We start from the raw sequence: 26,202 nt of genomic DNA, 5'->3' as shown, positions 1-26,202 counted from the left end.
CGATTATTTTATGTGTTTTTTTCATAAAAGTCATAAAAATTCATCTGGTTACACCAGGTAACACTCTGTAATCACAGTAATTTATTGTTATTACTTAAAAAATAAACTATGAAAAAATTAACATAAATATATATTAAAGCACAGATTGACAATCGGCTAAAACGATTTTATGATGTAATCACTTTCAAAATAAGATGTTTGAAAGTCAGGATTGGTCTCCTGAAATAAGCGGCTAGAAGGTATAAAACACTTTTGGTATGAGTTTTATGTCGCAACTACAAACCATCATCCTCTATCAATGGTGGACTAGGTAGAAACCCGCAGGGATGCGACGCAGTAAACCGCTTACTGTTAAGACCAATTCTGCTTAGTTCACCACCTAATCCAAAATCCTATTTTTTTCCTTTGTTTTCAATTTTTACCTTCATACTTAATTTTTTGTTGTGCTATAAATAAAATAGGCACATTTCTGTGCCTATTTAAATTTAGATTAATTTGTTATTTAGCTCCATTGTTTGGCATTTGGATAAAAGGAACTGTACTGTTTGGAAGCATAGTTTCCGGGAGCTTGCCGTCCCATTTTTCTGTGGCGGTGAGCGAAACCAATTGCTGGTTTTCTTTTAATGCTTCACCTTTTGCTTTGATGGTTTGCGCTTCCGCTTCCCCAGTGGCTCTAATCGCTTGGGCTTCCGCTTCGCCGCGCAATTTCACCTTTTCTGCTTCCACTTTCGCTTGAATAATTTGTGCATCCGCTTCTGCCTGTGCTTGCGTTCGGATAATTTCCGCTTCTTTTTGAGCAATGGTTAATTGACGCTCTTTAGTTTGAATTTCAATGTTTTTCTGCATGGATAATTCAATCCCTTTTTCATAAGCATCAGAATATTTAATTTCGGAAAGTTGTACGCTATTTACTGCAATAGGCTGTCCTTCCAAGGCTTTTCTGATGTTATTTTGCAGCGTGTCGGACAATTTTGCCCGCTCGGTGATGCTAGTTTGCACGGTAAATTGACCAAAAGTCGTTTCAACTTGAGAACGAACACGTGGCTCAATAATTTGCGTTACCATATTCTCAATGGTGCGATAACGATCATAAACCCCAATAGGATCCGTCACGTTGTAAGTAATCGTCAGAGCAGCGTTGACAGATTGTTGATCCCGGGTGTAGGCGTTTAATCCATAACCCACTTCGCCATCGCTACGACGGCTGCCGAAAGACAAGGATTGATCGCGGGTGGAAATCGTAATCAGGCTATCTACGACCGGGATCTTAAAGCCTAAACCGGCATCGACAACCCGAATAGTTTCACCGAAGCGACGAATTACGCCTTTTTCACCGGCATCTACAGTAAAATAAGAATTGAGAGCAATAAGAACAGCCACTGCACCTAAAGCGACGAAGCTATATTTTTTGATAAATGTTTTCGGATTTTCAATGGTATCGGTTTTTGTCGGTTTTAACATCATGATTCCTTATTAAAATAAAAATTATTGTTTCTTGTACAAAAGAGACGCTGAATTTTCAGTGTCTCTGTCATGCAGAGTGGTCATTCCCACTCAATAGTTGCCGGCGGTTTACCGCTAATGTCATAGACTACGCGGGAAATGCCGTTCACTTCATTGATGATGCGGTTGGAGATTTTGCCCAGTAGATCATAAGGCAAATGCGCCCAATGTGCGGTCATAAAATCAATCGTTTCTACGGCACGTAAGGAAATCACCCAGTCATACTTACGTCCGTCGCCCATCACGCCTACAGATTTCACCGGTAGGAACACGCTGAAGGCTTGGCTGGTTTTGGCATACCAACCGCTGTTGCGTAATTCTTCGATAAAGATCGCATCGGCACGGCGTAATAAATCGCAGTATTCTTTTTTCACTTCACCGAGTACACGAACGCCTAAACCCGGGCCTGGGAATGGGTGGCGATTGATCATCTCAGCCGGTAAACCAAGCGCTAAGCCGATTTTGCGCACTTCATCTTTGAACAATTCACGCAACGGTTCGACTAAGCCAAGTTTCATATAATCAGGCAAGCCGCCTACGTTATGGTGGGATTTAATGACATGGGCTTTGCCTGTTTTGCTGGCGGCCGATTCGATTACGTCAGGGTAAATGGTGCCCTGTGCCAACCATTTCACTTTTGTCAGTTTTTTCGATTCATCATCGAATACATCCACGAACACTTTACCGATAATTTTACGTTTTGCTTCAGGATCGGATACGCCTGCAAGTTCACCTAAGAAACGGCTTTCAGCATCCACACGGGTGATGTTCAAACCGAATTTGTCGCCAAACATTTCCATTACTTGATCGCCTTCGTGTAAGCGGAGTAAACCGTTATCCACGAATACGCAGTGTAAGTTTTTACCGATAGCACGATGTAATAATAAGGCTACCACCGAGGAATCCACACCGCCGGATAAACCTAAAATGACTTCGTCATCGCCCACCTGCTCTTTAATACGGGCAACGGCGTCTTCAATAATGTTTTCGGCGGTCCATTTGGTTTCGCAACCACAAATGTTCACCACGAAATTGGTTAATAATTCCAAGCCCTTTTTTGTGTGAGTGACTTCCGGGTGGAATTGCACGCCGTAGAAATGACGGCTTTCATCAGACATTGCCGCAATCGGGCAGGTCGGCGTGGTGCCGGTGATTTGGAAATTTTGTGGCAAGCGGGTGACTTTATCGCCGTGGCTCATCCACACGTCCAATTTGCTGTCGCCGTCATTTAAATGGGCGAAAAGTGCGGTCGGATTTTCCATTAAAACGGAAGCATAACCAAACTCACGATGATCAGAGGTTTCCGTTAAGCCGCCAAGCTGCATCGCCATGGTTTGCATACCGTAGCAAATGCCCAGCACGGGCACGCCGGCATTAAAGACATATTCAGGCGCACGCGGGCTGTTTTCTTCCGTGGTGCTTTCCGGACCGCCGGAAAGGATAATCCCGGTTGGGTTGAAATCACAGATTTGTTGTTCGGTGACATCCCACGCCCAAAGCTCGCAATATACACCGATTTCACGTACACGGCGGGCGATAAGTTGGGTGTATTGGGAACCAAAGTCGAGGATGAGGATTTTATGGTCATGGATATTGGTCATTTTTTTCTCTAACAATTGATATTATTAATCTTACTTAAAAATTTCTATGTATTCTGGACTGGATTGAATTTTGCCCGCACTTCTTATGACAAAAAATTGCATCGTGCGCCAAAAGCGGTGGCGCATTCTACCATTTCCCCCATCTAACGTAAACGATTGCCGTGTTTTGTGGCATAAAGTGCGGTCGTTTTTTTATTTGTTTTTTAACGATCCCAAATAAAGTGCGACTAAGGTCAAAAAGGCGCCGAGCCATTGCCATGCGTTGATGGGTTTGTGTAATAAAAAGGCGTCGATAACGAGGGCGGCAACGGGTTCGGTGAGTAACAATAATCCTGTTAGGCTTAGGCTGAGTAGAGGGATGTTGTAGGCGATCATGCCCCAAGCAATACATTGCATAACCACGCCATAAATCAGGATTAAGCCGATGTCAGTAAGCGTGGTTGGGTAGAGGGAATCGGCATTAAAAATAAGCGCAGGAAGTATTAACGCTACGGCGCCGCTGAAGCTGATAAGCCACATTAATGGAAAAATAGAAATCGGTTCAATGCTGTGTGCTTGGCGGATGGCTGCCATGGAGGCGGCGAGACAGGCGCCGGAGAGTAGGCCGATGAAAATACCATAGCCTGCTTTGAAGTTATGTTGCAACTCGGGACTGGTAATAAGCAGGACGCCGATAGTGGCGATAAACAAACTTATCCGTTGCAATTTACTTTGCCGTTCTTGGAAAAACAACCAACCGATAAATGCCAAAAAGAAAATTTGGAGGCTGTTTAGCAAGGTGGAAATGCCCGGGCCGACAGCATAAATACTTTCATGCCAAAAGGCTAAGTCAAACGCTAAAATCACGCCGGAAGCAGCGGCCCAAAATATTGCTTTTGGCGCTTTGGGAATGGGCTTACGGTAAAGTTTCATTAATACCCCAAAAATCCCCGATGCGATAAGCAAACGCCAAAAAGCGATGGCGTAGGCACCGACGGGGACAAATTTTACGATAAGGCTGCCGAGTCCGAATAAAATACAGCCGATGACCAACAGGATGGCGGCAAAGCGATTTGAGTACATAGCATTAATGAAAAAGGAATCGAGTGGGGATTATAACAAAAGTGCGGTGGTTTTTCGGCGTGTTTTTTAAAACGTTGCGAAAACTCACCGCACTTTTAGTGAAAGTGGTTATGCTGCCGGAATGAGAAATTCGGTGGCGATAATCACGCAAATGAAACCGACAGCCATTGGTACGGACATTCGTTTGACAATTTCAAATGGGGAAATTCTTGCCATACCGGATACGGCAACCACGACGCCGGACACCGGGGATAAGCCGCGACCTAAGTTGGAGGCTTGTAACATTGGCACGGTTAAATAGGCCGGATTTGCGCCCATTTGGGTGGCAAGTTTTGGAATTAATTCGGCGAAGGCATAGAATGCCGCATTGCCCGAACCGGTTGCCATGGTGGCTAAAATCGTGATGACGGCCAAGACTAACATCATAAACATTCCGCTACCACCGAAGGATTGGGCGGAATTAATCAGGTTGGTGATAAAGCCAATGGTGCTTAAACTTTGTGCGAACACGCCGGCGGCAACCAATAACATCACCACGCCGGCAAAGGCATCTGCCATACCGCGATAGGCAATCACTAAATTGTCGAAGGTTTTTTTCGCACTGAAATTACGTATGAAGTCGATGACTGCGGTGATCACAAAGCAAAGAATAATGACGGTGACGATGTGTAATTCAGGTAAGTTAAACCATTTACCATCAAACAGGATTACACCGATGATAGGTAATAATGGCAAAATAGCGTAAAAGGTCGGTACATCGGTTCTGATTTCGGACATATCGACCGGTTTTGCGCTCACTTTTTCTTTGCGATCCAAATAACGTTGCCAGAAGAAATGGGCGGTACCAATGCCGCAAATCGCCACAATGGACACCGGCAAGCTGGTGGAAAAGGCGAATTCGCTTAATGATTGTTTGGAAATCTCAGCGGACAACACCACATCGCCGGAGGTTGGCGATAAGATGATGGAAATCGGCGATGCGCAAATGGCAGCGGCCGCACCACGAGAAATACCCATGTTGACCATGACAGGGAATAAGGTTGCCATTAATAACACGCCCAAGCCTGTTGCAGAGGACACCGCAAAGGACATCAAACAGGCGAGAAAATACGCGAATACCATGAGAATGTAAGGGGAGCGGATATTTTTTAACGGCATAGAAACGATTTTTACTACCATGTCGTTGGCGCCTAAGTGGGTCATGTAGGCGGAGAAGCCGCATAAGATCATGATCATTAAGCCTAGCCCGCCGCTCCGGTTGGAAAGCAAATATTTTACATATTCAAGAATATCGAAATAGGCTGAGCCGGTACTTTTGACGTTTTCCGGCAAAATGGAATGCCCCATTAACACAGAAATCAATAACAAGACTAAACCGCCGAACATGAGCACGCCCGTAGCGGAATAGCCTTTCACGATATAGTAAGCGACCAGAATAATCGCCACTAACCCGATGATTAAATCCATAATATCTCCTTAGGTTTTAAATAAGTTACTAGAGGGAATTTAGCGAAAAAATAAAGCGGTTGTAAACGGCTTTATGTGGAAAACTTGAAATAGATCATAGAAAAAGTGCGGTGATAAATCACAACGTTTTTTTAGACGCTTTTATCACCGCACTTTTATCGTGCATTCGTTTATTTTTCGGTCAAATAAATACTTTTATCTTGCTCATCACGAGGCAGAATTAAATTTAACAGAACCGCTGTGATTCCGCCTGCCGCAATGGCATTACGGAAGACTTCAGGCAACATTTTGAATACGTCCGGCTCAAAGGCGACACCTAAGCCCACGCCGACGGCCGTTGCGGCAATGACGGCTTCACGACGGTTGATGCCGTGAGTCATGATGATTCGTACACCGGCAATGGCAATGAGACCAAACATTAACACCATAGCGCCGCCGAGTACCGGGCTTGGAATGGTGGTGAAAGCGCGACCGACAATCGGGAATAAACCAAATAACACCAAAATAGCCGCGATAAATTTCCCTACATGACGGGAAGCCACGCCCGTCATTTGAATCACGCCGTTATTTTGGGCAAAGGTGGTAAGCGGTAGGGAACCTAGCGCGGTGGCAATCACAGAAACTAATCCATCAGCAAAGACCCCGCCGCGTAAACGTTGACGGAATTCTTCGCCTTCATAAGGCTGACCGGAAACCATCGCCGTTGCGGTTAAGTCGCCAACGGCTTCGAAAACGCTTAATAAATAGATGATGGCCGCAACCCAAAAGGCTGACCAATCAAAAGCAAAACCATATTTAAACGGCATGGGGATGGTGAAAAAGTCCACGTCTTTTAACGGTGAAAAATCAACCATGCCTAAGGTTAATGCTACGATGTAGCCTGCAATGAGTCCTACGGCAATGCCGTTCATGCGTAAAAACGGGTTGCGCATACAGTTAAAAATTAACGTGACAACCAAACCTAAGTAGGTTAAGCCGATATTTTGCAACTCATGTTTCATGTAAAGAATCTTAGACTAGGAGGAATAATAGTAAAATTTTAGTGGTTTTTTACATGAATTTTGTCGATATAGGCATTGGATGAAGAGGAAGTTATACTAAAAAATAAAGCAAAAAATGACTGCACTTTCGCGCGTTTGTTTAATAAAAAAGGCACAGAAATTTATCTGTGCCTTTTGCTTTAAGTCATTGATTAGAAGTGCATTCCAGCGCCTACAGCTACACCAACTTTGCCTTGAGAATCGCTGGTAGTGGAAAGTCGGATAATGTATTTACTATTGTCGGAAACTTTCGATACCCCTACTGCAACAGCATTTTGACCTTGGTAACTACCGGCCGCCACAGATACCATGCCTTTACCTGGCATGAAGGCTTGTGGCAATTGGGAAGCAGCCAATGCACTGGCAACACCTGCATTCACACGTCTGCCCATTTGGTTTACTTGGCCGGCAAGAGCATTGTATTTATTGCCCACGTCGGTTAATGCCGCGTGTAATTGACCGCCATTGATTGCATCTTTGCTGTCTTTTGTGACGCGACCCGGCGCAACATTAGTTACTCGCGTATTGCCTGCATCAATGCCTTTGGCGCTGACACTTGGACTATTGGCCAATTGGTTACCGTCTTTATCTACGAAGGTCAAACCTTTTTCACCAATGCGTGTACCACCTTTGGTTGTAACAGAATCAACGTTCAATTCTTTCGCCATGGCGACAGTAATTGTGTTGCCCTCTACTTTGGTCATGATATTTTTGCCTCCATCGAATTTACCCCAATCAGAATTGTCTTTGTGACCTTTTACGTTCACTTGGGTATTCAATTTGGCAGAATGTACATCACCGCTATTTGCACCGAATTTCAAGCCATCGTTTAGGGTAGCAACATTTTCATTACCCACTTTCAAACGCGGTTTATTGGCAGTGCCATCTTGCGGATCTACACCGGCAGGGCCTTCGGCAACGCTAATAGAGGCTGTGACACCATTAGCGCCTTTAAACGCAATAGATCCGTCTTTGCCGTTAAGCGCTATGCCGTTCTTACCGTCAGCGCTATCAACATTTAACACGCCATCTTTGCCATTAGTACCATCTGTATTTTTACCACCTACATTGACTTTATCCGCTGCGATAGATTTCGCTTGAATATCATCTTTGGTGGCAATGGTAATTTGCGTACCGTTTTGCGTAATAGCAATGTTATTGCCTGCGGTGTAAGTGACCATATCGCCCGGTTTTACCGTTGTTACACTTGTTCCGGAAACGGTGCCGCTACCTGTGGCAGAAGTTGTTATATTCCAACCGCGACCGGCAAGTTCTTTTACTTCATGCAATTGGCTACCGTTTACGGCTTCTTTGCTGTCTTTATCTACTTTGCCTTTAGCAACATTAGTAATCACTTTATTGCCTGCATTAATACCGGTATCTTTATTGATCTCGACATCGCCTGCTTTTAAGCCGTTTTCAGTGACTTTCACATCATTGCCAACATTTAAGCCATCTTTAGTTACGGAAACTTTGTCGCCCACTTTCAGACCGTCTTTATTAACTGTGGTATCGCCCATTTTCACGCTACCGTTTTCACCAAGATCAAGGTTCTTCGCTAATTCAAGCTTAACTTTTCCATCAGTCACTTTAGTGGAGATGTTATTATCGGCGCCAACGACTTCGACGGTATCGCCCAGGCCTTTCTTCACCTCGTTACCATCTTGGGCTTTTAAGCCAAATCCTTTGTTGCTTAAGTCATTCACGGCTTTGTGTAATTGACCGCCATTAACGGCATCTTTACTACCATCAGCAATATTGCCATCGGCAACGTTAGTGATTTTATTGCCGCCATTATTTAACCCATTTTCGGTTAAGCTAACAGGATTTTTACCACTACCATTTGCCGGAGTGATGGTTATGCCACTGCCGTCAATTACAGTATTATTACCTATGGCATTAACAAATTGTGCGCTAGTTAAGTTTTTCAACTCTTTCGCTAGTTTCACTTTTAAGGTATTTTTGCCATCGGCAACCACACCAATGTTATCATCAGTTAGTTTATCTTCATCAGTGATGCCACCTTTCACATTCACTTGCTCACCAAGTTTGCGTTTAAAGGCTGTACCGGAATCTCCACCAAATGTTAATGGATTAAAGGCCTGGGTGGCTGTTTTGGTAATGGCATCGTTTAGGTTATTTATCGGCGTGCCGTTCACGGTTGGCGCAGTGCCTGTTACAGTCAAATTCCCAACTTTTAACCCATCGTTATCAATAGATGTCTTGCCGGTATTAACTTTGGTGACATTCACAGTATCTGCCAAAGTGATTTTCACTTTGCCATTGTCCACAGAAGTGGAAATATTTTTGTTATCGCCCACTACATCAACAGTTTCACCTAATTTTTTGTTAACTTCATTGTTATCTTCCGCTTTCAAGCCAAAGCCTTTGTCAGTCAAACCTTTGGTTGCTTTGGTTAGTTGCTCAAAATTCACCGCGTCTTTAGCTGTTGTACCTGCTTCAACATTGGTAATTTTCTTATTCGCGGCATCAATGCCGGCTGTGGTAATACTTGGACCATTATTAATAGTTAAGCCACCTTCATTTAATACAGTATTACCCAAATTCACTGTAGTGAAGCTTACGTTATCTGCTGTAGCATAAGTAAAGTTATTGTTAACTTTCTTAATGGTTAAGTTTTTACCTGCTTTGAAGACAACTTCATCACCGTTAGTAACTTCGGTTTTAGTTGCTGTTCCATCAACAGTACCACCATCCGCTGCTGCGTTGGCTTTCCAACCAGAATTATTGATTGCAGTAGCTACATCGGCAGCTGTTGCAAAGGCGTCTCCTGCGGTGCTCGGGTTTAATTTTCCTGTTGTTGAGTCTTTCGTTAAAGTTGCTTTTACAACATCAAACTTCACAGAGGTTTCATTATTCGCTACCTGAGTTACATTAGCTTTTGTGCCTTTACCATCAACAAAACGAACAGTTGCGTTAGATTTTACTTGACCTTTATCAGCTTGGTTCTCAGCAATCTTCCACCCCATACCGTTGACATTATTAGCCAAATCTTGCAATTGGCTGAAATTCACTGCGTCATTGGCATTGGTGCCATTGGCCACACCCATTAATTTAGTCGGTTGGCCTGCAGCATTGCTTAATGTTAAACCGTCTGCAGTCGGTGCTAAATTCACAGTATTTCCGTTATCGGTCAACTTAACACCTTTAAATTCAGGTTTTTCCGCCATTTTTACGGTAAGTGAACCAGTAGCATCTGCTTCAACATGAATGTTTTTAGCAGAGACATCTGTTGCATCGTGATCGCCTTTAATTTTTAAGGTTTCACCTAAGTTACGATGAACAGTTACGCCATTATTTCCCGTAAAGTTCATACCTTTTGTGGTAAGTGTGGTCTCTTTTTGGGTTAAATTATCGTTTAACTGTTTCACGTTCACGGCGTCAGTGTCTGCGGTGCCAGTGGTTACGTTGGCAATTTTGTGGTTACCTGCGTCAATGCCGTTGTCTTTGCTAATGCTTGCTGTGCCAACGGTAACTTTATCAAAATTTACTTCTTTTGCAGTAGCAAAACTGAATTTATTGGCAGTGTGGGTTAATACAATATTTTTACCGGCGTCAAATGTCACAGTATTGCCGGCTTTGATGGTATCTGCTACGTCGTTTGCCACACCATTGCCACTGCCTGCTGCTTTCCATGCTGCGTTGTTAATAGCAGTTGCTACGGAACCTGCAGTGACAGGTTTAGATGCATCTGTTGTTGTCGGGGCAGTAACGGTACCATTGTTGGCATCCACATTTAACGCCGTAGTGGTTACATTCACTTTAAATGTTTTCTTACCTGTGGCGGCGTCTGTGGTATTGCTTACAACAGTGTTATCGCCGTTTTCCATATCCACCAAATCAGTGATGACTTTTTTGCCACCAGCTGTAATATTGCTTAAGTCTTTATTGGCTGCATTATCAATTTTGGCTTTGGTGTCAGTGTCCATTTCAACAGTCACATCATTACCGGATGCTTTTGTCGTTAAACCATTAGCACCTTTCACGTTAAATTGTAAACCGCCTTGCTTGTTTAATGCTTGAGTATCGGTTGTGCCGGTATTACCACCCAATTTAATAGTGTTATTACCAAGAGCGTCTAACTGACTTTTATTTACGGCATCGCTACCCGCCGTACCGTTTGCTACGCCAGTAATTTTCTTATTGTTTAACGTAATGCCGTCCGCGCCAAAAGTCATTGTAGTTCCGGCACCGGAAATGCTGGTAATGTCGGTTAGAGTAGGGGAAACGGAGAATTTGAAATCTTTGGTTGATTGATCAATCACCATATTTTTCCCGGCTTTTAATTTCACTTTTTCTTTTGGTTTGACATTTTCCTCAGTTGAGCCATTAGCCTTACCGCCATCTGCTTCAGAGGTAATATTCCAACCAGCAGTAGCGATTTCAGCGACAGCATAAAGTTGGGAACCATTAATCGCATCGGTTGATGTTGCGCTGACATTACCCGCAGCAACATTTTTCAATTGGCGTTCATAACCTTCAGAGCCAAAGGATACAATATCACCTTTAAGCGTTTTATTTCCACCTGCCCAAGTTAGAGCGGTACCGTTGATTGTAGTGCTTAACTCTTTTGTACCTTCTTTATCTGTCGTTGAACCACCACCGATTGCTACAGCATTATCGCGATTTGCAACTGCGCCTGTACCAATTGCAATGCTGTTTGTTTTAGCAGCTTCTGCGCCAGTGCCTAATGCTAAGGCAATATCGCCAGCAATGGCTTTGCTACCTAAAGCAACTGAGGATTCACCTGCTGTGGTATTGCGGTATTGCTGTGTTTGGCCATTGCTGCTTGTGCTCATTTTGAATGACTTACCGGTAATACTGGTAAACGCTTGTTCAATTGTACCTTGCGTTTCAGTTCCACTTGTTGGATTGGTGTATTTTGTTTGTGTATCTGCGCTTTTATCTACATCGTCACCACCAATGGCAACAGATGAGTTACCTTTGGCATAAGTATTTCCCCCAATGGCGATAGATTGATCGCCTGTTGCATTTGCGCCCGCTCCTTCATAGTTGCCACCACCAATGGCAATGCTTTGTGAGTTACCTGCACCATTTGTAGAGGCAAAACGACCGATTGTGATGCCGTCTCTGGCTTCTGCTTTGTTTTCAGAACCAACGGCAATAGAACCAGCGTTGCTTGCACTAGCTTTATTACCTAGAGCAACTGCGTAATCTCCAGCAGTGGATTCTGGACCTACAGCGATGGAATCATTACCTTTTGCACCATCATTATTTCTATTTCCGATTTTTGACGAATTGACAGAATAGTATCTCATTTTTTCTAATGTGTTTAATACACTGTAAAGTTGAGAACCGTTTACAGCGTCTGTACTCGTTGCTGATACTTCACCTGGAGCTAAGTTTATAAGCTGACGTTCAAATCCTTTTGTTCCAATGGATACAACATCACCTTTGTCTATAGAACTTCCTCCTTGCCATACATAATTTGTTCCAAAGATATTTTTGCCCGGTTGTAGTTGTCCTGCTTTATCTGTTTTTGATGCCGCACCTAATGCAACAGAATTTAGTAAAGTTGCCTCTGCACCGGCACCGAATGCTACGGAATCAAATCCGGATGCTTTACTCGCACTACCTAATGCAGTGCCAAAATGTCCGTTTGACACGGCTTGAACACCTATTGCTACAGAAGCTTCTCCTCCAGATGTTGTTGAGGCATGCCACTGAATGGATTTACCGGTCATTTTTGTAAAAATGCTTTGTAACGATTGGCCTTGTAGTTTCCACGGTGTTTTATTTGTGACTTTTCCTGTTTTTGGATCATAAGTGTAATCAACAAATTCATCAGTGCCTTGATATTTAAATTTATTGGCCTCATCCAAGTCATCATTACCAATAGCAATAGATGAATTCCCTTTAGCAACGGTATTACCTCCGATAGCAATAGACTGGGTTCCATATACTGTTGTTGAAGGAGTATGTGTATTAGTTTTTGAGGCTCCGCCAATGGCAATAGATTCAAATGCATTATTTGCTATATTTGCGCCTGAACCAATAGCTATATTTCTTTGACCATTTCCTGCAGTTGCACCATCTCCTATTGCAATGGAACCTTTGCCTGTTGCAACGGCATCTTTTTTATATTCTTCTACTTTTACTTTAACTAATGATGTATTTGTATCAGATGCTGATTGAGCTGAAAATGCGGCTAGAGCACCGGTTGCGATGAGAACGAATTTTACTGACTTAGCAATGGTGCTATGTTCTCCGGTCGAAGATTTAAGCTTTTTACGGGATTTGGTTAATTCTGAAACAACGACAAATGACTGAGTGGCGTGATTCCAAATAACTTTAAATACTTTATTCATAAATTGACCTTGTATATAGATAATGAAGAAATTGGCTAAAAATTGGACTGCGGAACCATTTTGAGCGGCCGATTATAGACCTTTTATTGGTTAGTTCAACTATAATCTCTACTAAATTACATACTTTTACATAAACTCGACAACATCTTGTTTTTTTTACTTCTTTGAGAACATATATTGAAAATATACAAAAATGATTCAATTTTAAAGTGTAAAGTGCGGTGGATTTTTAAGGTGTTTTTAAAACGTGCAAAAAACTGACCGCACTTTTAATAAGTTTTAATCCTTCATAAAGTATTTGATGTTGGCTGAGAGTTATCAATGACATAAAACCTATTGTTTTATAAGGAATAACGGCTGAATCTTGATATTACTTGGTTAGAAAGATTAAAAGTTTGTAAAGATGCTTAAATATTAATCTATTTTATGTTATATTTGCGCACCTTCTTAAAACGTTGTTGGATTATTGTTTAATCAATTTTAATTGGTTTTGAACAGAAACAACCAATTTTTATCACCTGAATCTATCTTCTCTAAAGTCTAGAATTTAAGTTCCTCTTAAGGTTTTACATATGAATAAAGTATTTAAAGTTATTTGGAATTCAACGCTAAATCGTTTAATCGTTGTTTCAGAATTAACCAAAGCAAAGGGAAAAGCCTCTTCATCCTCTGATAAACGTGTCAAATTGTCCGCTTCAAAAAGTTTCTTTAATTTAAGCACTTGTGGTCCGGCAATGGTGACTATTGGGATGGTGGCATCGTTTGTAATGAATGATGCTGGGGCTTACACAAATAATTATGGTACTGCTGCAGCCGATGGTATTGCTATCGGTGCAAATCATGGAAGTGTTGCATCTGCTAACGGACAAGCGTCAATTGGTATGGGGGCTGGTGCAAATGCTTCAGGTGCGAATGCAACAGCTATTGGTCGTGGAGCAAAAGCATCCGGTACAAGTTCATTTGCTTTTGGTGTGGACAGTAATGCCAACGCAACTGACTCTATGTCATTTGGTTCTTATTCTAATGCGACGGCTAATCAAGCTGTGGCAATCGGTTATGCGGCAAATAGTTTAGGTGCTAATGCAGTGGCATTAGGTAGTAATGCAAAAGCCACAAAAGACTATACAACTGCGATCGGTTTAAACGCTAATGCAACAGCAACGAGTGCCTCTGCAATTGGTAATGGTGCCAATGCTTCGGGAGTGAATTCACTTGCATTAGGTTTATATGCAAATGCTTCAGGCCAAAGTGCGGTTGCTGTTGGTGATAGTGCTAAAGCTGAAGGATTACAAGGTATTGCCACGGGTTACAAGGCAAATGCAAAAGGAGACTATTCTTTTGCTATGGGGAATAGTGCTAATGCCACGGACAATAATGCCATTGCATTAGGGAGTTTAACGAATGCGTTGGGTAAATACACGGTGGCGATTGGTAATGAGGCAAATGCATCTAAGCAAGACGCTGTTTCTATCGGCTCCGGTTCGAAAGCACTTGCGAAAAGTGCAACAGCCCTAGGTAATGATGCACATGCTAACGCTGAGAGTTCGTTGGCGTTAGGACATAACGCTAATGCAACTCACGCAAATTCTGTAGCATTGGGCAATGGTGCAACAACAACTACCGCAACCGATATAGCGAGTCTAAGTTATAGGGATGCGCAGGGTAATACTCAAGTCGTTCGCTTTGCCGGTTCAAATTCCACCGGTGTGGTTTCTGTTGGTAATGCTTCAAAAACCCGTCAAATTAAATATGTGTCAGCCGGACAACTTACGGCAACTTCAACTGATGCGGTAAACGGTAGTCAATTATATGCAGTTCAACAAATGGCACAAGCGGGTATTACTGCTGCCAGCACAGCACAATCAACAGCTGTTGTTGCCAATAATGCTGCAAATGCTGCAAATAGCACGGCGACAGCAGCTAATTCAACCGCAGTGGCTGCAAGTAATGCGGCAAGTACAGCTTCGGTTACGGCAACTCGTGCAGAGTCTACGGCAAATAAAGCGAATGATACCGCGACTGCAGCTAATGCCACAGCAACAGACGCAAAAGACATTGCAACCACAGCCAATAATACAGCGGATAAAGCGAATGCAACGGCAAACTCTGCGCAAACTGTCGCAAATGATGCGAGAAAGATTGCGACGGACGCTAAAACTTTCGCTTCTGAAGCAAAAAATACCGCAGCTGCAGCATCTACTGCTGCAAATAATGCTAACCTGAATGCAACGTCTGCCTCAACAGCTGCAAGTAATGCGGTTATCACAGCAAACCAAGCTAGCACAACTGCTTCGGCAGCATCAGCTACAGCTAATCAGGCTAAAGATACGGCAACTTCGGCTTCCACATCGGCCAGTACTGCACAATCAACGGCAACGGTAGCAAATACCACCGCTAGCACAGCTTTAGCTATGGCACAAACTAAAGCAGATTCCAACCGTAGTTATACCTTTAAAACGAAAAATGAGGGACAAGCGGAATCGACTGCGACGACATGGAAATTGGATAAAGATAATTCCCTTGCTTTTGCCGCAACTTCTGATCTAGAAGTCAAGAATGACGGCAATGGGACAATTACTTATGGTTTATCTTCTACAGCCAAACAATCCATTTCTGCCGCTTCGTCAGCTGCATCAACCGTCACCAAGAATTTAGGCAAGATTGAAATGGCAGCAAGCAGTGCTGTAAGTGCGGCGAGTTCTGCAAGTGGATCTGCCCTTGCGGCCAGCACATCGGCAAGTAAGGCAGATTCTTCAGCATCCGCGGCATCAACATCGGCGACTGAAGCGTCAACTTCAGCTAGCAAAGCGGATAGTTCTGCGAGTGCGGCTAGTACTTCAGCTAGCAAGGCTGATTCCTCAGCAAGTCAGGCATCAAGCTCAGCGTCTGCAGCGGGTTCATCTGCTACAGTGGCAAGTTCAGCGGCATCTAATGCACTAAGTTCGGCAAGCGCAGCGAGTACTTCAGCCAGCAAGGCAAATTCCTCAGCGTCCGCAGCATCAACATCGGCGACTGAAGCCTCAACTTCAGCCAGCAAAGCGGATAGTTCCGCGACGAAGGCAGACAGTTCTGCGAGATCGGCCAGCACTTCAGCCAGCAAAGCTGATTCCTCAGCATCTGCTGCCTCAACATCAGCGACTGAAGCCTCAACTTCAGCCAGCAAAGCGCATAGTTCTGCGACGAAGGCAGACAGTTCTGCGAGTGCGGCAAGTACTTCGGCAAGTAAGGCGGATTCATCTGCGAGTGCAGCGAGTACTTCAGCGGTATCTTCAGCTTCTTCTGCAAGCGCTGCATCCAGTTCAGCGACAGCGGCAAGTACGTCTGCGGATAAATCAGCGTCCTCTGCAACTGAATCAGCGAGATCAGCGGATTCATCAGCGAGCTCAGCAACTAAGGCACAAGAGTCAGCGACTTCAGCGGCAAGTTCAGCTACAGCAGCAGATAGCTCCGCAACGAAAGCGGATAGCTCGGCTACAGCTGCGAGTACGTCCGCGGATAAATCAGCGTCTTCTGCGGTTGAATCAGCGAAGTCAGCGGATTCATCCGCAAGCTCAGCAACACAAGCGTCTAGTTCTGCGACCGCAGCGGGATCTTCGGCAACGGCTGCTTCAACCTCTGCTACAGCAGCAGATAGCTCCGCAACTAAGGCAGACAGTTCAGCGACAGCGGCAAGTACGTCCGCGGATAAATCAGCGTCCTCTGCAACTGAGTCGGCGAAATCTGCTGATTCTTCAGCCAGTTCTGCTGTTGAGGCGGACAAATCTGCTACATCAGCAGCAAGTTCTGCAACGAATGCAAGTACATCAGCTTCTGCAGCGGATCGTTCTGCAGTCTCTGCAGCGTCTTCGGCATCTTCTGCACAAAGTTCGGCTACTAAAACTGAGAATTTATTAAATAATTCTGGTATTTTGAATCAAGCCAAAGGTGAAAATGCCACTCAATATGGTAAAAATTCTGCGGCGGATGGTAAGAACTCTTCTGCTTTCGGCAATAATGCGAAAGCCACGAAAGAAAATACGACCGCTGTAGGTAAAGATGCTAAGGCAATGGCGAAAAATGCCACCGCATTAGGACAAAATGCGACTGCGTCAGCAGAAAATTCCGTAGCATTAGGTAATAATTCCGTGGCGGATCGCCCGAATAGCGTTTCTGTCGGTAGTGAAGGTAATGAACGCGTGATTACCAATGTGGGACGCGCGGTGAAAGACACTGATGCGACCAATTTTGGCCAAGTCAAGGATATGGTTTCTGCGTCGGAGTCTCGCTTGAATAACAAGATTGATAGATCTAATCGCAAGTTACGCGCGGGAATTGCCGGTGCGACAGCCATTGCTAGTATCCCGCAAGTCACCCAACCGGGAGCTCACATGGTAGCCGTTGGTGTAGGCAATCACCATGGACAAAGTGCGGTAGCGGTTGGGTATTCAAAAGCTAGCGATAACAATAACGTTATTTTGAAATTGAATGCCGGTGCATCAACCCAAGGGGAATATAACGTCGGTGCCGGTATTGGTTATCAATGGAAATAATGTTCAAACCTTAATTATGATCTCACCTGCCTTTGTAGGTGAGATTTTTTTATCAAAGAATTTTATGGTTTTCGGAGATGTGTATGTCGCGTAAATATAAAATCGGTATCACCTGCAATTTTGAATCCAACGTGCCTGATATTTGGGCGAATGGCGTGAATCAAAATGTCGTTTTCCTTTATCGGTTATTTGAAGCATCTTCTATTGTGGAGGATGTGGTTTTAGTATCTTGGGGGCCAGAGAAAAAATCTACGCCGCCAAGCGGGTTTATGATGGATGATGAAGCCTTAAACTGTGCTTATGTGGAAGATGTCATTGATGAGCTGGATGTGTTAATTGAAGGCACTTTAGTGATTGAACCGCAATATATGCACCGTATGCACGATCATGGCGGCAAAATCGTATGCTATAAAATGGGCAACGATTATGTTATGGATATGGAATATTTTCTGTTTGATAAAAAAGGTGGGCGCACATTTAATGGTACGGTATATGATAGCAACTGGATCATTCCGCAAAATATGAATATGTGCGCTTCTTATTTTGCCATTATGCATCGTTGCAAGTCTTATCAAGTACCGGCCATTTGGGCGCCGACCTTCTGTGACAAAGTGATTCGTCGTATTAAAAACGAACATAATATCGACTTTGGTTATAAACCGAATCAAGAGAAAAAATCTCGTCGAATGGCTTCTTTTGAAGCAAACATTAATGTGTTTAAAACCTGTTTTACGCCAATTTTGATTTGTGAGCAGGCGTATCGTATGGCGCCGGAAAAAATCGGGCATGTTTATATGTGCAATACTTACGATAAAAAAGACAATCCGACTTTCTTTAATTTTATCGGCCGCACAGAATTGGTGAAAGATAACGTGATGACCGTAGAAGGGCGCTATCAAATGCCGGATTTTCTTGCCCGTTACACGGATATTGTGGTCAGCCATCAATGGGAGAATGGGCTGAATTATGCCTACAATGATGCGCTTTATGGCGGTTATCCGTTCATCCACAATTCTAAATTATTGCCGAAAGGCGTCGGTTATTATTACGACCAATTTGATGCGTTTGAAGGCGCACGGGTGCTGTTGGATGTGATCGATAATCACGACAAACATCATGCGGATTATGTGAAGCGAGCCAATGAATATCTGGAATCGCAATCACCAACCAATCTGGTGAATATTTATTGTTACGAGAAAGAATTGAAGCGTTTATTTGAGGAATAAAAAAGTACGGTCGATTTAAAAAACGTTTTTAAAACCGACCGCACTTTTTATATGCAGAATTAGCTCATGCGATAATTTGGCGCTTCTTTGGTGATGGTGACATCATGTACATGGCTTTCTTTAACGCCGGCACCGCTGATACTTACGAATTGGGCTTTGGTGCGTAATTCGTCGATAGTGGCACAGCCGGTTAAGCCCATACAGGAACGTAAACCGCCCATTTGTTGATGGATGATTTCTTTGAGCAAGCCTTTATAAGGAATGCGCCCTTCAATGCCTTCCGGTACTAATTTATCCGCGGCGTTATCTGATTGGAAATAACGATCGCTGGATCCTTTTGCCATAGCACCAAGTGAACCCATACCACGATAAGATTTGAAGGCTCGGCCTTGATATAACTCGATTTCGCCCGGCGCTTCTTCTGTTCCTGCGAACATTGAGCCTACCATTACGCAACTTGCGCCGGCCGCAATGGCTTTGGCGATGTCGCCGGAATAACGAATACCGCCATCGGCAATCACCGGAATACCGCGATCTTTTAAAGCTTCCGCCGCATCGGAAATCGCAGTAATTTGTGGCACACCCACGCCGGTGACGATACGGGTGGTGCAAATGGAACCCGGGCCAATCCCCACTTTCACAGCACTAGCGCCAGCGTCAGCTAGGGCAATGGCGCCTTCAGCAGTGGCAACGTTGCCTGCGATAATCGGTAGATTCGGGTATTTCGCGCGGGTTTCGCGTACACGTTGTAACACGCCTTCAGAATGGCCGTGAGAGGAGTCGATAAGCAACACATCCACACCAGCCTTCACTAAGGCATCAATGCGTTCTTCATTACCGGCACCCGCGCCAACTGCTGCGCCAACGCGTAAACGGCCAAATTCATCCTTACAAGCGTTCGGTTTTTGTTCGGCTTTTTGATAGTCTTTTAAGGTGATCATGCCTTTCAATTTGAAATTATCGTCCACAACTAACACTTTCTCTACGCGGTGTTCGTGCATTAATTGGAAAATTTCTTCCCGTTGGGCATCTTCTTTTACAGTTACTAAGCGATCTTTCGGGGTCATTAAATCAGCTACGGTTTTAGTCGTATCGGATACAAAACGCGTGTCACGGCCAGTGATAATACCTACTAAATTTTTGTCGGCATCTACCACAGGGTAACCTGCAAAACCATTTTTCTGTGCAATGGCTTTAAGTTCGCTGATAGTTAAATTCGGCGGTACGGTGATTGGATCGGAAACCACACCGCTTTCAAATTTTTTCACTTTGCGGACGCGATTTACTTGGCGTTCAATCGTCATATTTTTATGAATGAAACCAATGCCGCCTTCTTGCGCGAGAGAAATGGCTAATTTCGCTTCGGTTACGGTGTCCATTGCTGCAGATAACATAGGAATGCTTAAGCGAATGGTAGAGGTTAATTGGGTTGAAAGGTTCGCTGTGTTAGGTAACACGGTAGAGTGAGCGGGAACGAGAAGAACGTCGTCAAACGTGAGTGCTTCTTTTAGGATGCGTAATGCCATTGCAATATCTCTCTTATGATTAATGATGAAAAAATATTGCGGGCGGATTATACAGATTTGCCCTGCTTTTGGAAAGAAAAAATTGTAAAAAGACGGGATTTTTAGCGTATGATAACCGCCGATAAAATACATTAGCCAACCCAAGTTATAGGAATACACATGGCAAAATTAATCGAACTTCTTATCGGTGGCGTAGAAAATTCATTGGAAAATTTGACCGCACTTTTAGGCTGTAACAAAGCGGAATTGTTAAACGAGGTCGCGCAATTGGAACAGCAAGGGTTATGTTTTGAGCTGGAAGGCGATCATCTTTATTTGGTTCCTGAGTTACCGCTACTTAATGAACAGCGCTTAGCTCAAGCCTTGCAGCCTTATCATGTCACGTTAAAGCCAGTGATTTCCTCAACCAATCAGTATTTATTGGATAATATTGAAACGCTGCAAAAAGGTGATCTTTGCTTGGCGGAATACCAAAGTGCAGGGCGTGGACGTCGCGGAAGGCAATGGATTTCCCCTTTTGCCGGGCAGATTATTTTGAGCTTTTATTGGCAGTTAGATCCAAGTAAACCTTTAGATGGCTTGAGTTCGGTGACTGGGCTCGCTATCGTGCAGTCGTTGGTGGAATTGGATATGTACGGCTTTCAAGTGAAATGGCCGAATGATATTTTGGTCAATGATCGAAAACTGGCGGGCATTTTGGTGGAAATTATCAATCGTCCAAACGGCAAATTAAATTTGGTCATAGGCATTGGCATGAATGTTTCACTTGGGCAGGAAAAGCATATCGACCAGCCGTGGGCGGAATTAAGTGAGTTTTTTCCCGATATCGATCGTGAACAGATCATTATCCAAATGGTGAAAACCATTTATCGTTATTTGTCTCATTTTGAGCAGCACGGTATTGACGCGGAAATACAACAACAATGGTTGGAACATGATGCGTATTTCGGTACGGAAGTGAATGTGATTACTGAAAAGAGCATGATTTCCGGCATTGACCAAGGTATCAATAGCAGTGGCCATTTGTGTTTAATGACGCAAGATGGCGTTCGGTACTTTAATGCCGGCGAGGTGTCATTGCGTAAAAAGTAAAACTTTTTAGCAAAAGCTCAGTCTAACGTGCTGAGTATAAACAAGAACATTACTCATATCATTTAAGCAACTAATGAGGTTTTAAAATGAAAAAGATTGTTCAAATTCTCGGTATTGTTACCTTAGCTGTCGCGTTAACCGGTTGCCACAATTTAAGCAGAACGCAGAAAAATACTGCGATTGGTGCTGCGGTTGGTGGTGTGGCCGGTAATGTAATCGGTGGCTCAACCGGCGCAACCCTAGGTGGTGCGGCATTAGGCGGCTTAATCGGTAGCCAAGTCGGTAAGTAATCAGACTTATCTACACCAATCAATAAAAAGTGCGGTCAGAAATAAATGTGTTTCTGACCGCACTTTTTTTAACTCATTCTCTTCAATTACATTTTTCCATGAAAATTCCGTTGTCCTCTTGTCACGCATAGCCAAAATCGATAGACTGAAAGCCGTTATTAGTCGGGGTGCTTCGTGCTGAGATAATACCCGTGAACCTGATACAGTTAATACTGACGTAGGAAACTAATCGGAGAATCAAATTTCCTTTCTTTTCTCTCATCTTCATTCGTCATTATTGCCAATTCACTCTTTTCCTTAAATAAAGGAACAATTATGCAATATGGTTTATGTGTTTCCTCTTCGTTAAATCGCGGAGGATATTATGAGTAACATCGTTCAAGCTTTAACCATTGCCGGCTCGGACAGCGGTGGTGGCGCCGGCATTCAAGCTGATCTAAAAACTTTTCAAATGCGTGGCGTGTTCGGCACATCGGTGATTACGGCAATTACTGCGCAAAACACGTTGGGCGTGTTTGATATTCACCCCATTCCCCTGCAAACCATTCAAAGCCAGCTGAAAGCTATCGCCGATGATTTCACGATTAGCGCCTTTAAAATCGGTATGTTAGGCACGGCAGAAATAATCGAGTGTGTCGCTGAGGCATTAACGCAATATGATTTTAGACCGTTGGTGTTGGATCCTGTGATGATTGCCAAAGGCGGTGCGCCGTTGCTGCAACAAAGTGCGGTGGATTCTTTGGTTAAATTTTTATTGCCGCAGGCGGAGGTGATTACTCCGAATTTACCGGAAGCGATGGCATTAACCGGCATAGACATTGTGGATGAGCAAAGCGCCCAACGAGCCGCGCAAATGTTGCAGGCGCAGGGCGTAAAAACGGTGGTAATTAAAGGTGGACATAGCGGCAATTCGCAAAGCGCGGAGTGTTGCGATTGGATTTTTACCCCTAACGAACATTTTGTTTTGCAATCGCCACGCTATCCGACGCCACACACTCACGGCACAGGTTGCACGTTTTCCGCCTGCCTCACTGCAGAATTAGCCAAAGGGGCGGATATTCGATCCGCCGTGCAAACCGCCAAGGCGTATATCGGTGCCGTCATTAGCCACCCGTTAAATATTGGCCACGGACATGGGCCGATCAATCATTGGACATATCAAGAATAAGGTTTAATTTAACGTCAATTTAATCTCACTAAGGACTTGTTATGAAAAAAACAATTTTATTTTTCACCGCACTTTCATTTTCCACTGCCGTTTTAGCCGGCCAACAGGCGCAAAACGTGAATATTTATACCTACGATTCCTTCACTTCCGACTGGGGCGCCGGGCCGAAAATAAAACAGGGATTTGAGCAAAAATACCCGCTGTGCAAAGTGAATTATATGCCTTTTGAAAGTGGCGGTACGCTGTTTAATCGAGTGCGTTTGGAAGGGCATAAAACCAAGGCAGACATTGTGTTAGGTTTGGATAATTTTGTGTTGGAAGAGGCCAAAAAAAGCAAACTGTTTGATATCAATCACGTGGATTTAAGCAAACTCAGTTTGCCGACCCAATGGCAAGACAACACCTTCCTGCCTTATGATTTTGGTACTTATGCGTTTGTGTATGACAAAGATAAAGTCAAGAATCCGCCGAAAAGTTTAAAAGAATTGGTCGAACGTGAAGATTTGCGTGTCATCTATCAAGACCCACGCACCAGCAGTGTCGGTCGTGGTTTGTTGGTGTGGATGAATACCGTTTACCCGGCAGAACAAGTGGCGCAGGCGTGGCAACAATTGGCCAAACACACGGTGACGGTAGGTAAAGGCTGGTCTGACACTTATGGTGCCTTTTTGAAAGGTGAGGCGGATGTGGTGTTAAGCTACAGCACATCGCCGTTATATCACCAATTATTTGAAAATAAAGAAAATTACGCAGCCACACAGTTTGTCGAAGGCAATGTGATGCAAGTAGAATTGGCGGCACGGGTGGTGGAGCATAAGAACCAATGTGCCGATCAATTTATGGCGTATTTGATCACACCTGAAGCACAAAAACACATTGTCAGCGCCAATGTGATGTTCCCGGTGATTCAAGAAGCGGTGGAACCGCACTTTGATGCCTTAAAAGCGCAAAAACTACAAGAAACCTTTTTGGACACTTCGGCGGCAACATCGGACGCGTTAAAAAGATGGATCAGCCAATGGCAAACCACCTTAACAAAGTAATCCATTAATGTTTGCGTTGTTTTCCAACTCACAATTCCGCCCACGTCATTATCTGGGCGGAATGTTTGTTATTTTATTTATCACGCTGTTTTATACGGGTGCGTTGCGTGCTGTGTTGGCGGAAGGCAGCTATGACTGGCGACTGATTTTTCATGATGCTTATTTGCACCATGTTATTGCCTTTAGTTTAGGGCAGGCCTTGCTTTCGGCATTGTTGTCTTTGTTTTTCGGTATGCTGTTGGCGCGTGCGTTTTATTATATGGATTTTATCGGCAAAAATTTTTTGCTGAAAATCATGTCGCTCACCTTTGTATTGCCGGTGTTGGTCGCCATTTTCGGGTTAATCGGCGTGTATGGCGCGTCGGGTTGGATTGCGCAAATCTTGCATTTTTTTGACCGCACTTGGGCGGGGAGCATTTACGGCTTGTCGGGCATTTTAATTGCTCATGTCTTTTTTAACATTCCGCTTGCGACCAAACTCTTTCTGCAAAGTTTGGAAGCGATTCCTTACCAACAACACCAACTGGCGGCACAACTAAATATACGTGGATGGCGCTTTGTGCGTTTAGTGGAATGGTATTATTTACGCCAACAAATTCTGCCTTCGTTCAGCCTGATTTTCATGTTATGTTTCACCAGTTTCACTGTCGTGTTAACACTCGGTGGCGGGCCGCAATATACCACGCTGGAAACTGCCATTTATCAGGCGATTTTGTTTGAGTTTGATTTGCCGAAGGCGGCGTTGTTTGCGTTGTTACAATTTATTTTTTGTCTGTTACTGTTTAGTGTGAGCAGTTGGTTTAGCCGTACAACGCAAACCAGTTTGAGCAGTGGCTATCGTTGGTTTACCCGGCCGCAAAGTGCGGTGAAAATTTTCCACATTTTTTTGCTTGCCCTATTTGTGTTATTTATGTTGTCGCCGTTATTGAATATTATTATCGGCGCGCTAACATCGGAAAAATGGCTCGCTGCATGGCAAAACCCGCAACTTTGGAAGGCTTTAGCCTATTCCTTAACTATCGCGCCGGCTTCCGCCTTGTTGGCATTGCTTATGGCGGTGGCGTTATTGTTGTTATCCCGTCGTTTGCAATGGTTGTATTATGTGAAAACCGCGCACTTTATTATTAATGCAGGCATGGTGATTTTGGCGATTCCCATTTTAGTTCTCGCTATGGGGTTGTTTTTATTGTTGCGTGAAATTGACTTTAACAACGCTTATTTATTTGCCATTGTGGTGGTTTGTAACGCGTTAAGTGCGATGCCCTTTGTGTTACGAATTTTAAGTGTGCCGTTTAACAATAATATGCAATATTACGAACGCCTGTGTAATTCCCTTGGCATTGTAGGCTGGCAGCGATTTCGTTTAATTGAATGGCACGATCTGCGCACGCCGATAAAATACGCACTTGCCTTGGCATTCGCGCTATCGTTAGGGGATTTCACCGCCATTGCGTTATTCGGTAATCAAGATTTTACCTCGTTGCCACATTTGTTGTATCAACAATTAGGTAGCTATCGCAACGCAGAAGCGGCAGTTACCGCAGGCATTTTGCTGTTATTGTGCGGCATAATATTTGCCTTGCTTGAGCAACAAAAAGACGAACAACAAAAGGAACAGTATGATTCGTTTAGATAAGGTATTTTTAGCCGATAACATCATGCCCATGACGTTTGATTTGCACGTGGCGGCAGGGGAGCGTATTGCCATTATCGGGCCAAGTGGTGCAGGCAAAAGTACCTTGCTTAATTTGATTGCCGGCTTTGTTTTGCCGACCCGTGGCGAAGTTTGGCTCAACGGTGAAAATCATACGCAAAGCGCGCCTTATGGACGCCCTGTGTCTATTTTGTTTCAAGAGAACAATGTGTTTCCGCACTTAACCGTTTGGAAAAATTTGGCGTTAGGCTTAAAAATATCGTTAAAATTGACCGCACTTGAGCAACAACAGCTTGAACAAGTAGCCGCCGCTGTGGGTTTAACGGATTTTTTGAACCGTCAACCAAACAGCCTTTCCGGCGGACAAAAACAGCGTGTCGCCTTGGCCCGTTGTTTGTTGCGCGATAAGCCGATTTTATTGTTGGACGAGCCGTTCTCCGCGCTCGATCCGGCTTTGCGGAGCGAAATGTTGGATTTAATCGACCAACTTTGCCAACGCAAAAATCTGACCTTATTGCTTGTCACCCATCAACCTTCCGAGTTGAAAGGCAATGTTGATCGGATGATTCGTGTGGAAAATGGTCGGATAACCCAAGAATAAAAATACGCATAAAATGTACCGCACTTTTAAAAAGTGTTTTCTACTTAAAG

Annotated in this window: 15 protein-coding genes and 1 riboswitch; of the genes, 8 read left to right on the top strand and 7 right to left on the bottom strand. The window is 43.9% G+C overall.

Annotated elements, in window-relative coordinates:
- Nucleotides 1-498: 498 nt before the first annotated feature.
- The 6 genes from EL144_RS02760 to EL144_RS02735 form a co-directional block, all read right to left on the bottom strand.
- Nucleotides 499-1,461 carry an SPFH domain-containing protein gene (locus EL144_RS02760; RefSeq protein ID WP_050332710.1) on the bottom strand — a complete coding sequence of 321 codons (963 nt, stop codon included), beginning with the start codon at nucleotides 1,459-1,461 and terminating at the stop codon, nucleotides 499-501.
- A gap of 83 nt (nucleotides 1,462-1,544) precedes the next feature.
- On the bottom strand, nucleotides 1,545-3,104 hold the full coding sequence (gene guaA / locus EL144_RS02755) for a glutamine-hydrolyzing GMP synthase (protein WP_032994943.1): 1,560 nt from the start codon (nucleotides 3,102-3,104) through the stop codon (nucleotides 1,545-1,547).
- A 192-nt stretch (nucleotides 3,105-3,296) separates the two neighbouring features.
- On the bottom strand, nucleotides 3,297-4,166 hold the full coding sequence (locus EL144_RS02750) for a DMT family transporter (protein ID WP_005703386.1): 870 nt from the start codon (nucleotides 4,164-4,166) through the stop codon (nucleotides 3,297-3,299).
- A 108-nt stretch (nucleotides 4,167-4,274) separates the two neighbouring features.
- A complete protein-coding gene (gene dcuC, locus EL144_RS02745; RefSeq protein WP_005703384.1) occupies nucleotides 4,275-5,633 on the bottom strand; it encodes an anaerobic C4-dicarboxylate transporter DcuC in 1,359 nt (452 codons plus the stop codon).
- 170 nt (nucleotides 5,634-5,803) lie between these two features.
- Nucleotides 5,804-6,634, bottom strand: a complete 831-nt coding sequence (locus EL144_RS02740) for a solute carrier family 23 protein (RefSeq protein WP_005703383.1) — start codon at nucleotides 6,632-6,634, stop codon at nucleotides 5,804-5,806.
- Nucleotides 6,635-6,825: 191 nt separating this feature from the next.
- The gene (locus tag EL144_RS02735) at nucleotides 6,826-13,023 is read right to left on the bottom strand and encodes a YadA-like family protein (RefSeq protein WP_126379369.1); all 6,198 of its coding nucleotides are present in this window, start codon (nucleotides 13,021-13,023) and stop codon (nucleotides 6,826-6,828) included.
- Nucleotides 13,024-13,595: 572 nt separating this feature from the next.
- On the opposite strand from EL144_RS02735, the gene EL144_RS02730 reads away from it, so the two are divergent.
- Together EL144_RS02730 and EL144_RS02725 are read left to right on the top strand one after the other, a co-directional pair.
- A complete protein-coding gene (locus EL144_RS02730) occupies nucleotides 13,596-17,552 on the top strand; it encodes a YadA-like family protein (RefSeq protein WP_032994940.1) in 3,957 nt (1,318 codons plus the stop codon).
- Nucleotides 17,553-17,635: 83 nt separating this feature from the next.
- Nucleotides 17,636-18,778, top strand: coding sequence for a DUF2827 family protein (locus EL144_RS02725; protein WP_005703373.1), 1,143 nt, complete (start codon nucleotides 17,636-17,638; stop codon nucleotides 18,776-18,778).
- 59 nt (nucleotides 18,779-18,837) lie between these two features.
- Here EL144_RS02725 and guaB read toward each other — a convergent pair whose 3' ends face one another.
- Nucleotides 18,838-20,304: an IMP dehydrogenase gene (gene guaB / locus EL144_RS02720; protein ID WP_032994952.1), complete on the bottom strand. Its 1,467-nt coding sequence runs from the start codon at nucleotides 20,302-20,304 to the stop codon at nucleotides 18,838-18,840.
- 159 nt (nucleotides 20,305-20,463) lie between these two features.
- Here guaB and birA point away from each other — a divergent pair, with 159 nt between their 5' ends.
- The 6 genes from birA to thiQ all read left to right on the top strand — a co-directional run bounded on the left by birA (nucleotide 20,464) and on the right by thiQ (nucleotide 26,152).
- Nucleotides 20,464-21,396, top strand: a complete 933-nt coding sequence (gene birA / locus EL144_RS02715) for a bifunctional biotin--[acetyl-CoA-carboxylase] ligase/biotin operon repressor BirA (protein WP_005703370.1) — start codon at nucleotides 20,464-20,466, stop codon at nucleotides 21,394-21,396.
- 86 nt (nucleotides 21,397-21,482) lie between these two features.
- Nucleotides 21,483-21,686 carry a glycine zipper 2TM domain-containing protein gene (locus EL144_RS02710; protein WP_005700214.1) on the top strand — a complete coding sequence of 68 codons (204 nt, stop codon included), beginning with the start codon at nucleotides 21,483-21,485 and terminating at the stop codon, nucleotides 21,684-21,686.
- Nucleotides 21,687-21,839: 153 nt separating this feature from the next.
- Nucleotides 21,840-21,927, top strand: a riboswitch (TPP riboswitch).
- A gap of 123 nt (nucleotides 21,928-22,050) precedes the next feature.
- Entirely contained in the window at nucleotides 22,051-22,854 is an 804-nt protein-coding gene (thiD, locus tag EL144_RS02705) for a bifunctional hydroxymethylpyrimidine kinase/phosphomethylpyrimidine kinase (protein WP_005703369.1), read from the top strand.
- Between the two features lie 41 nt (nucleotides 22,855-22,895).
- Nucleotides 22,896-23,897, top strand: coding sequence for a thiamine ABC transporter substrate binding subunit (gene thiB / locus EL144_RS02700; RefSeq protein ID WP_005703368.1), 1,002 nt, complete (start codon nucleotides 22,896-22,898; stop codon nucleotides 23,895-23,897).
- A gap of 7 nt (nucleotides 23,898-23,904) precedes the next feature.
- Nucleotides 23,905-25,533, top strand: coding sequence for a thiamine/thiamine pyrophosphate ABC transporter permease ThiP (thiP, locus tag EL144_RS02695; protein WP_005703367.1), 1,629 nt, complete (start codon nucleotides 23,905-23,907; stop codon nucleotides 25,531-25,533).
- Nucleotides 25,517-26,152, top strand: a complete 636-nt coding sequence (gene thiQ / locus EL144_RS02690) for a thiamine ABC transporter ATP-binding protein (RefSeq protein ID WP_005703366.1) — start codon at nucleotides 25,517-25,519, stop codon at nucleotides 26,150-26,152. Before thiP ends, thiQ begins: the two co-directional genes overlap by 17 nt.
- The last annotated feature ends 50 nt before the right edge of the window (nucleotides 26,153-26,202 follow it).

The organism is Aggregatibacter aphrophilus ATCC 33389 (genome assembly GCF_900636915.1).
GTDB classification, from domain to species: Bacteria; Pseudomonadota; Gammaproteobacteria; order Enterobacterales; family Pasteurellaceae; genus Aggregatibacter; species Aggregatibacter aphrophilus.
Note: the sequence above shows the minus strand (reverse complement) of the source record. Positions and strands in the feature narration are given on the sequence as shown.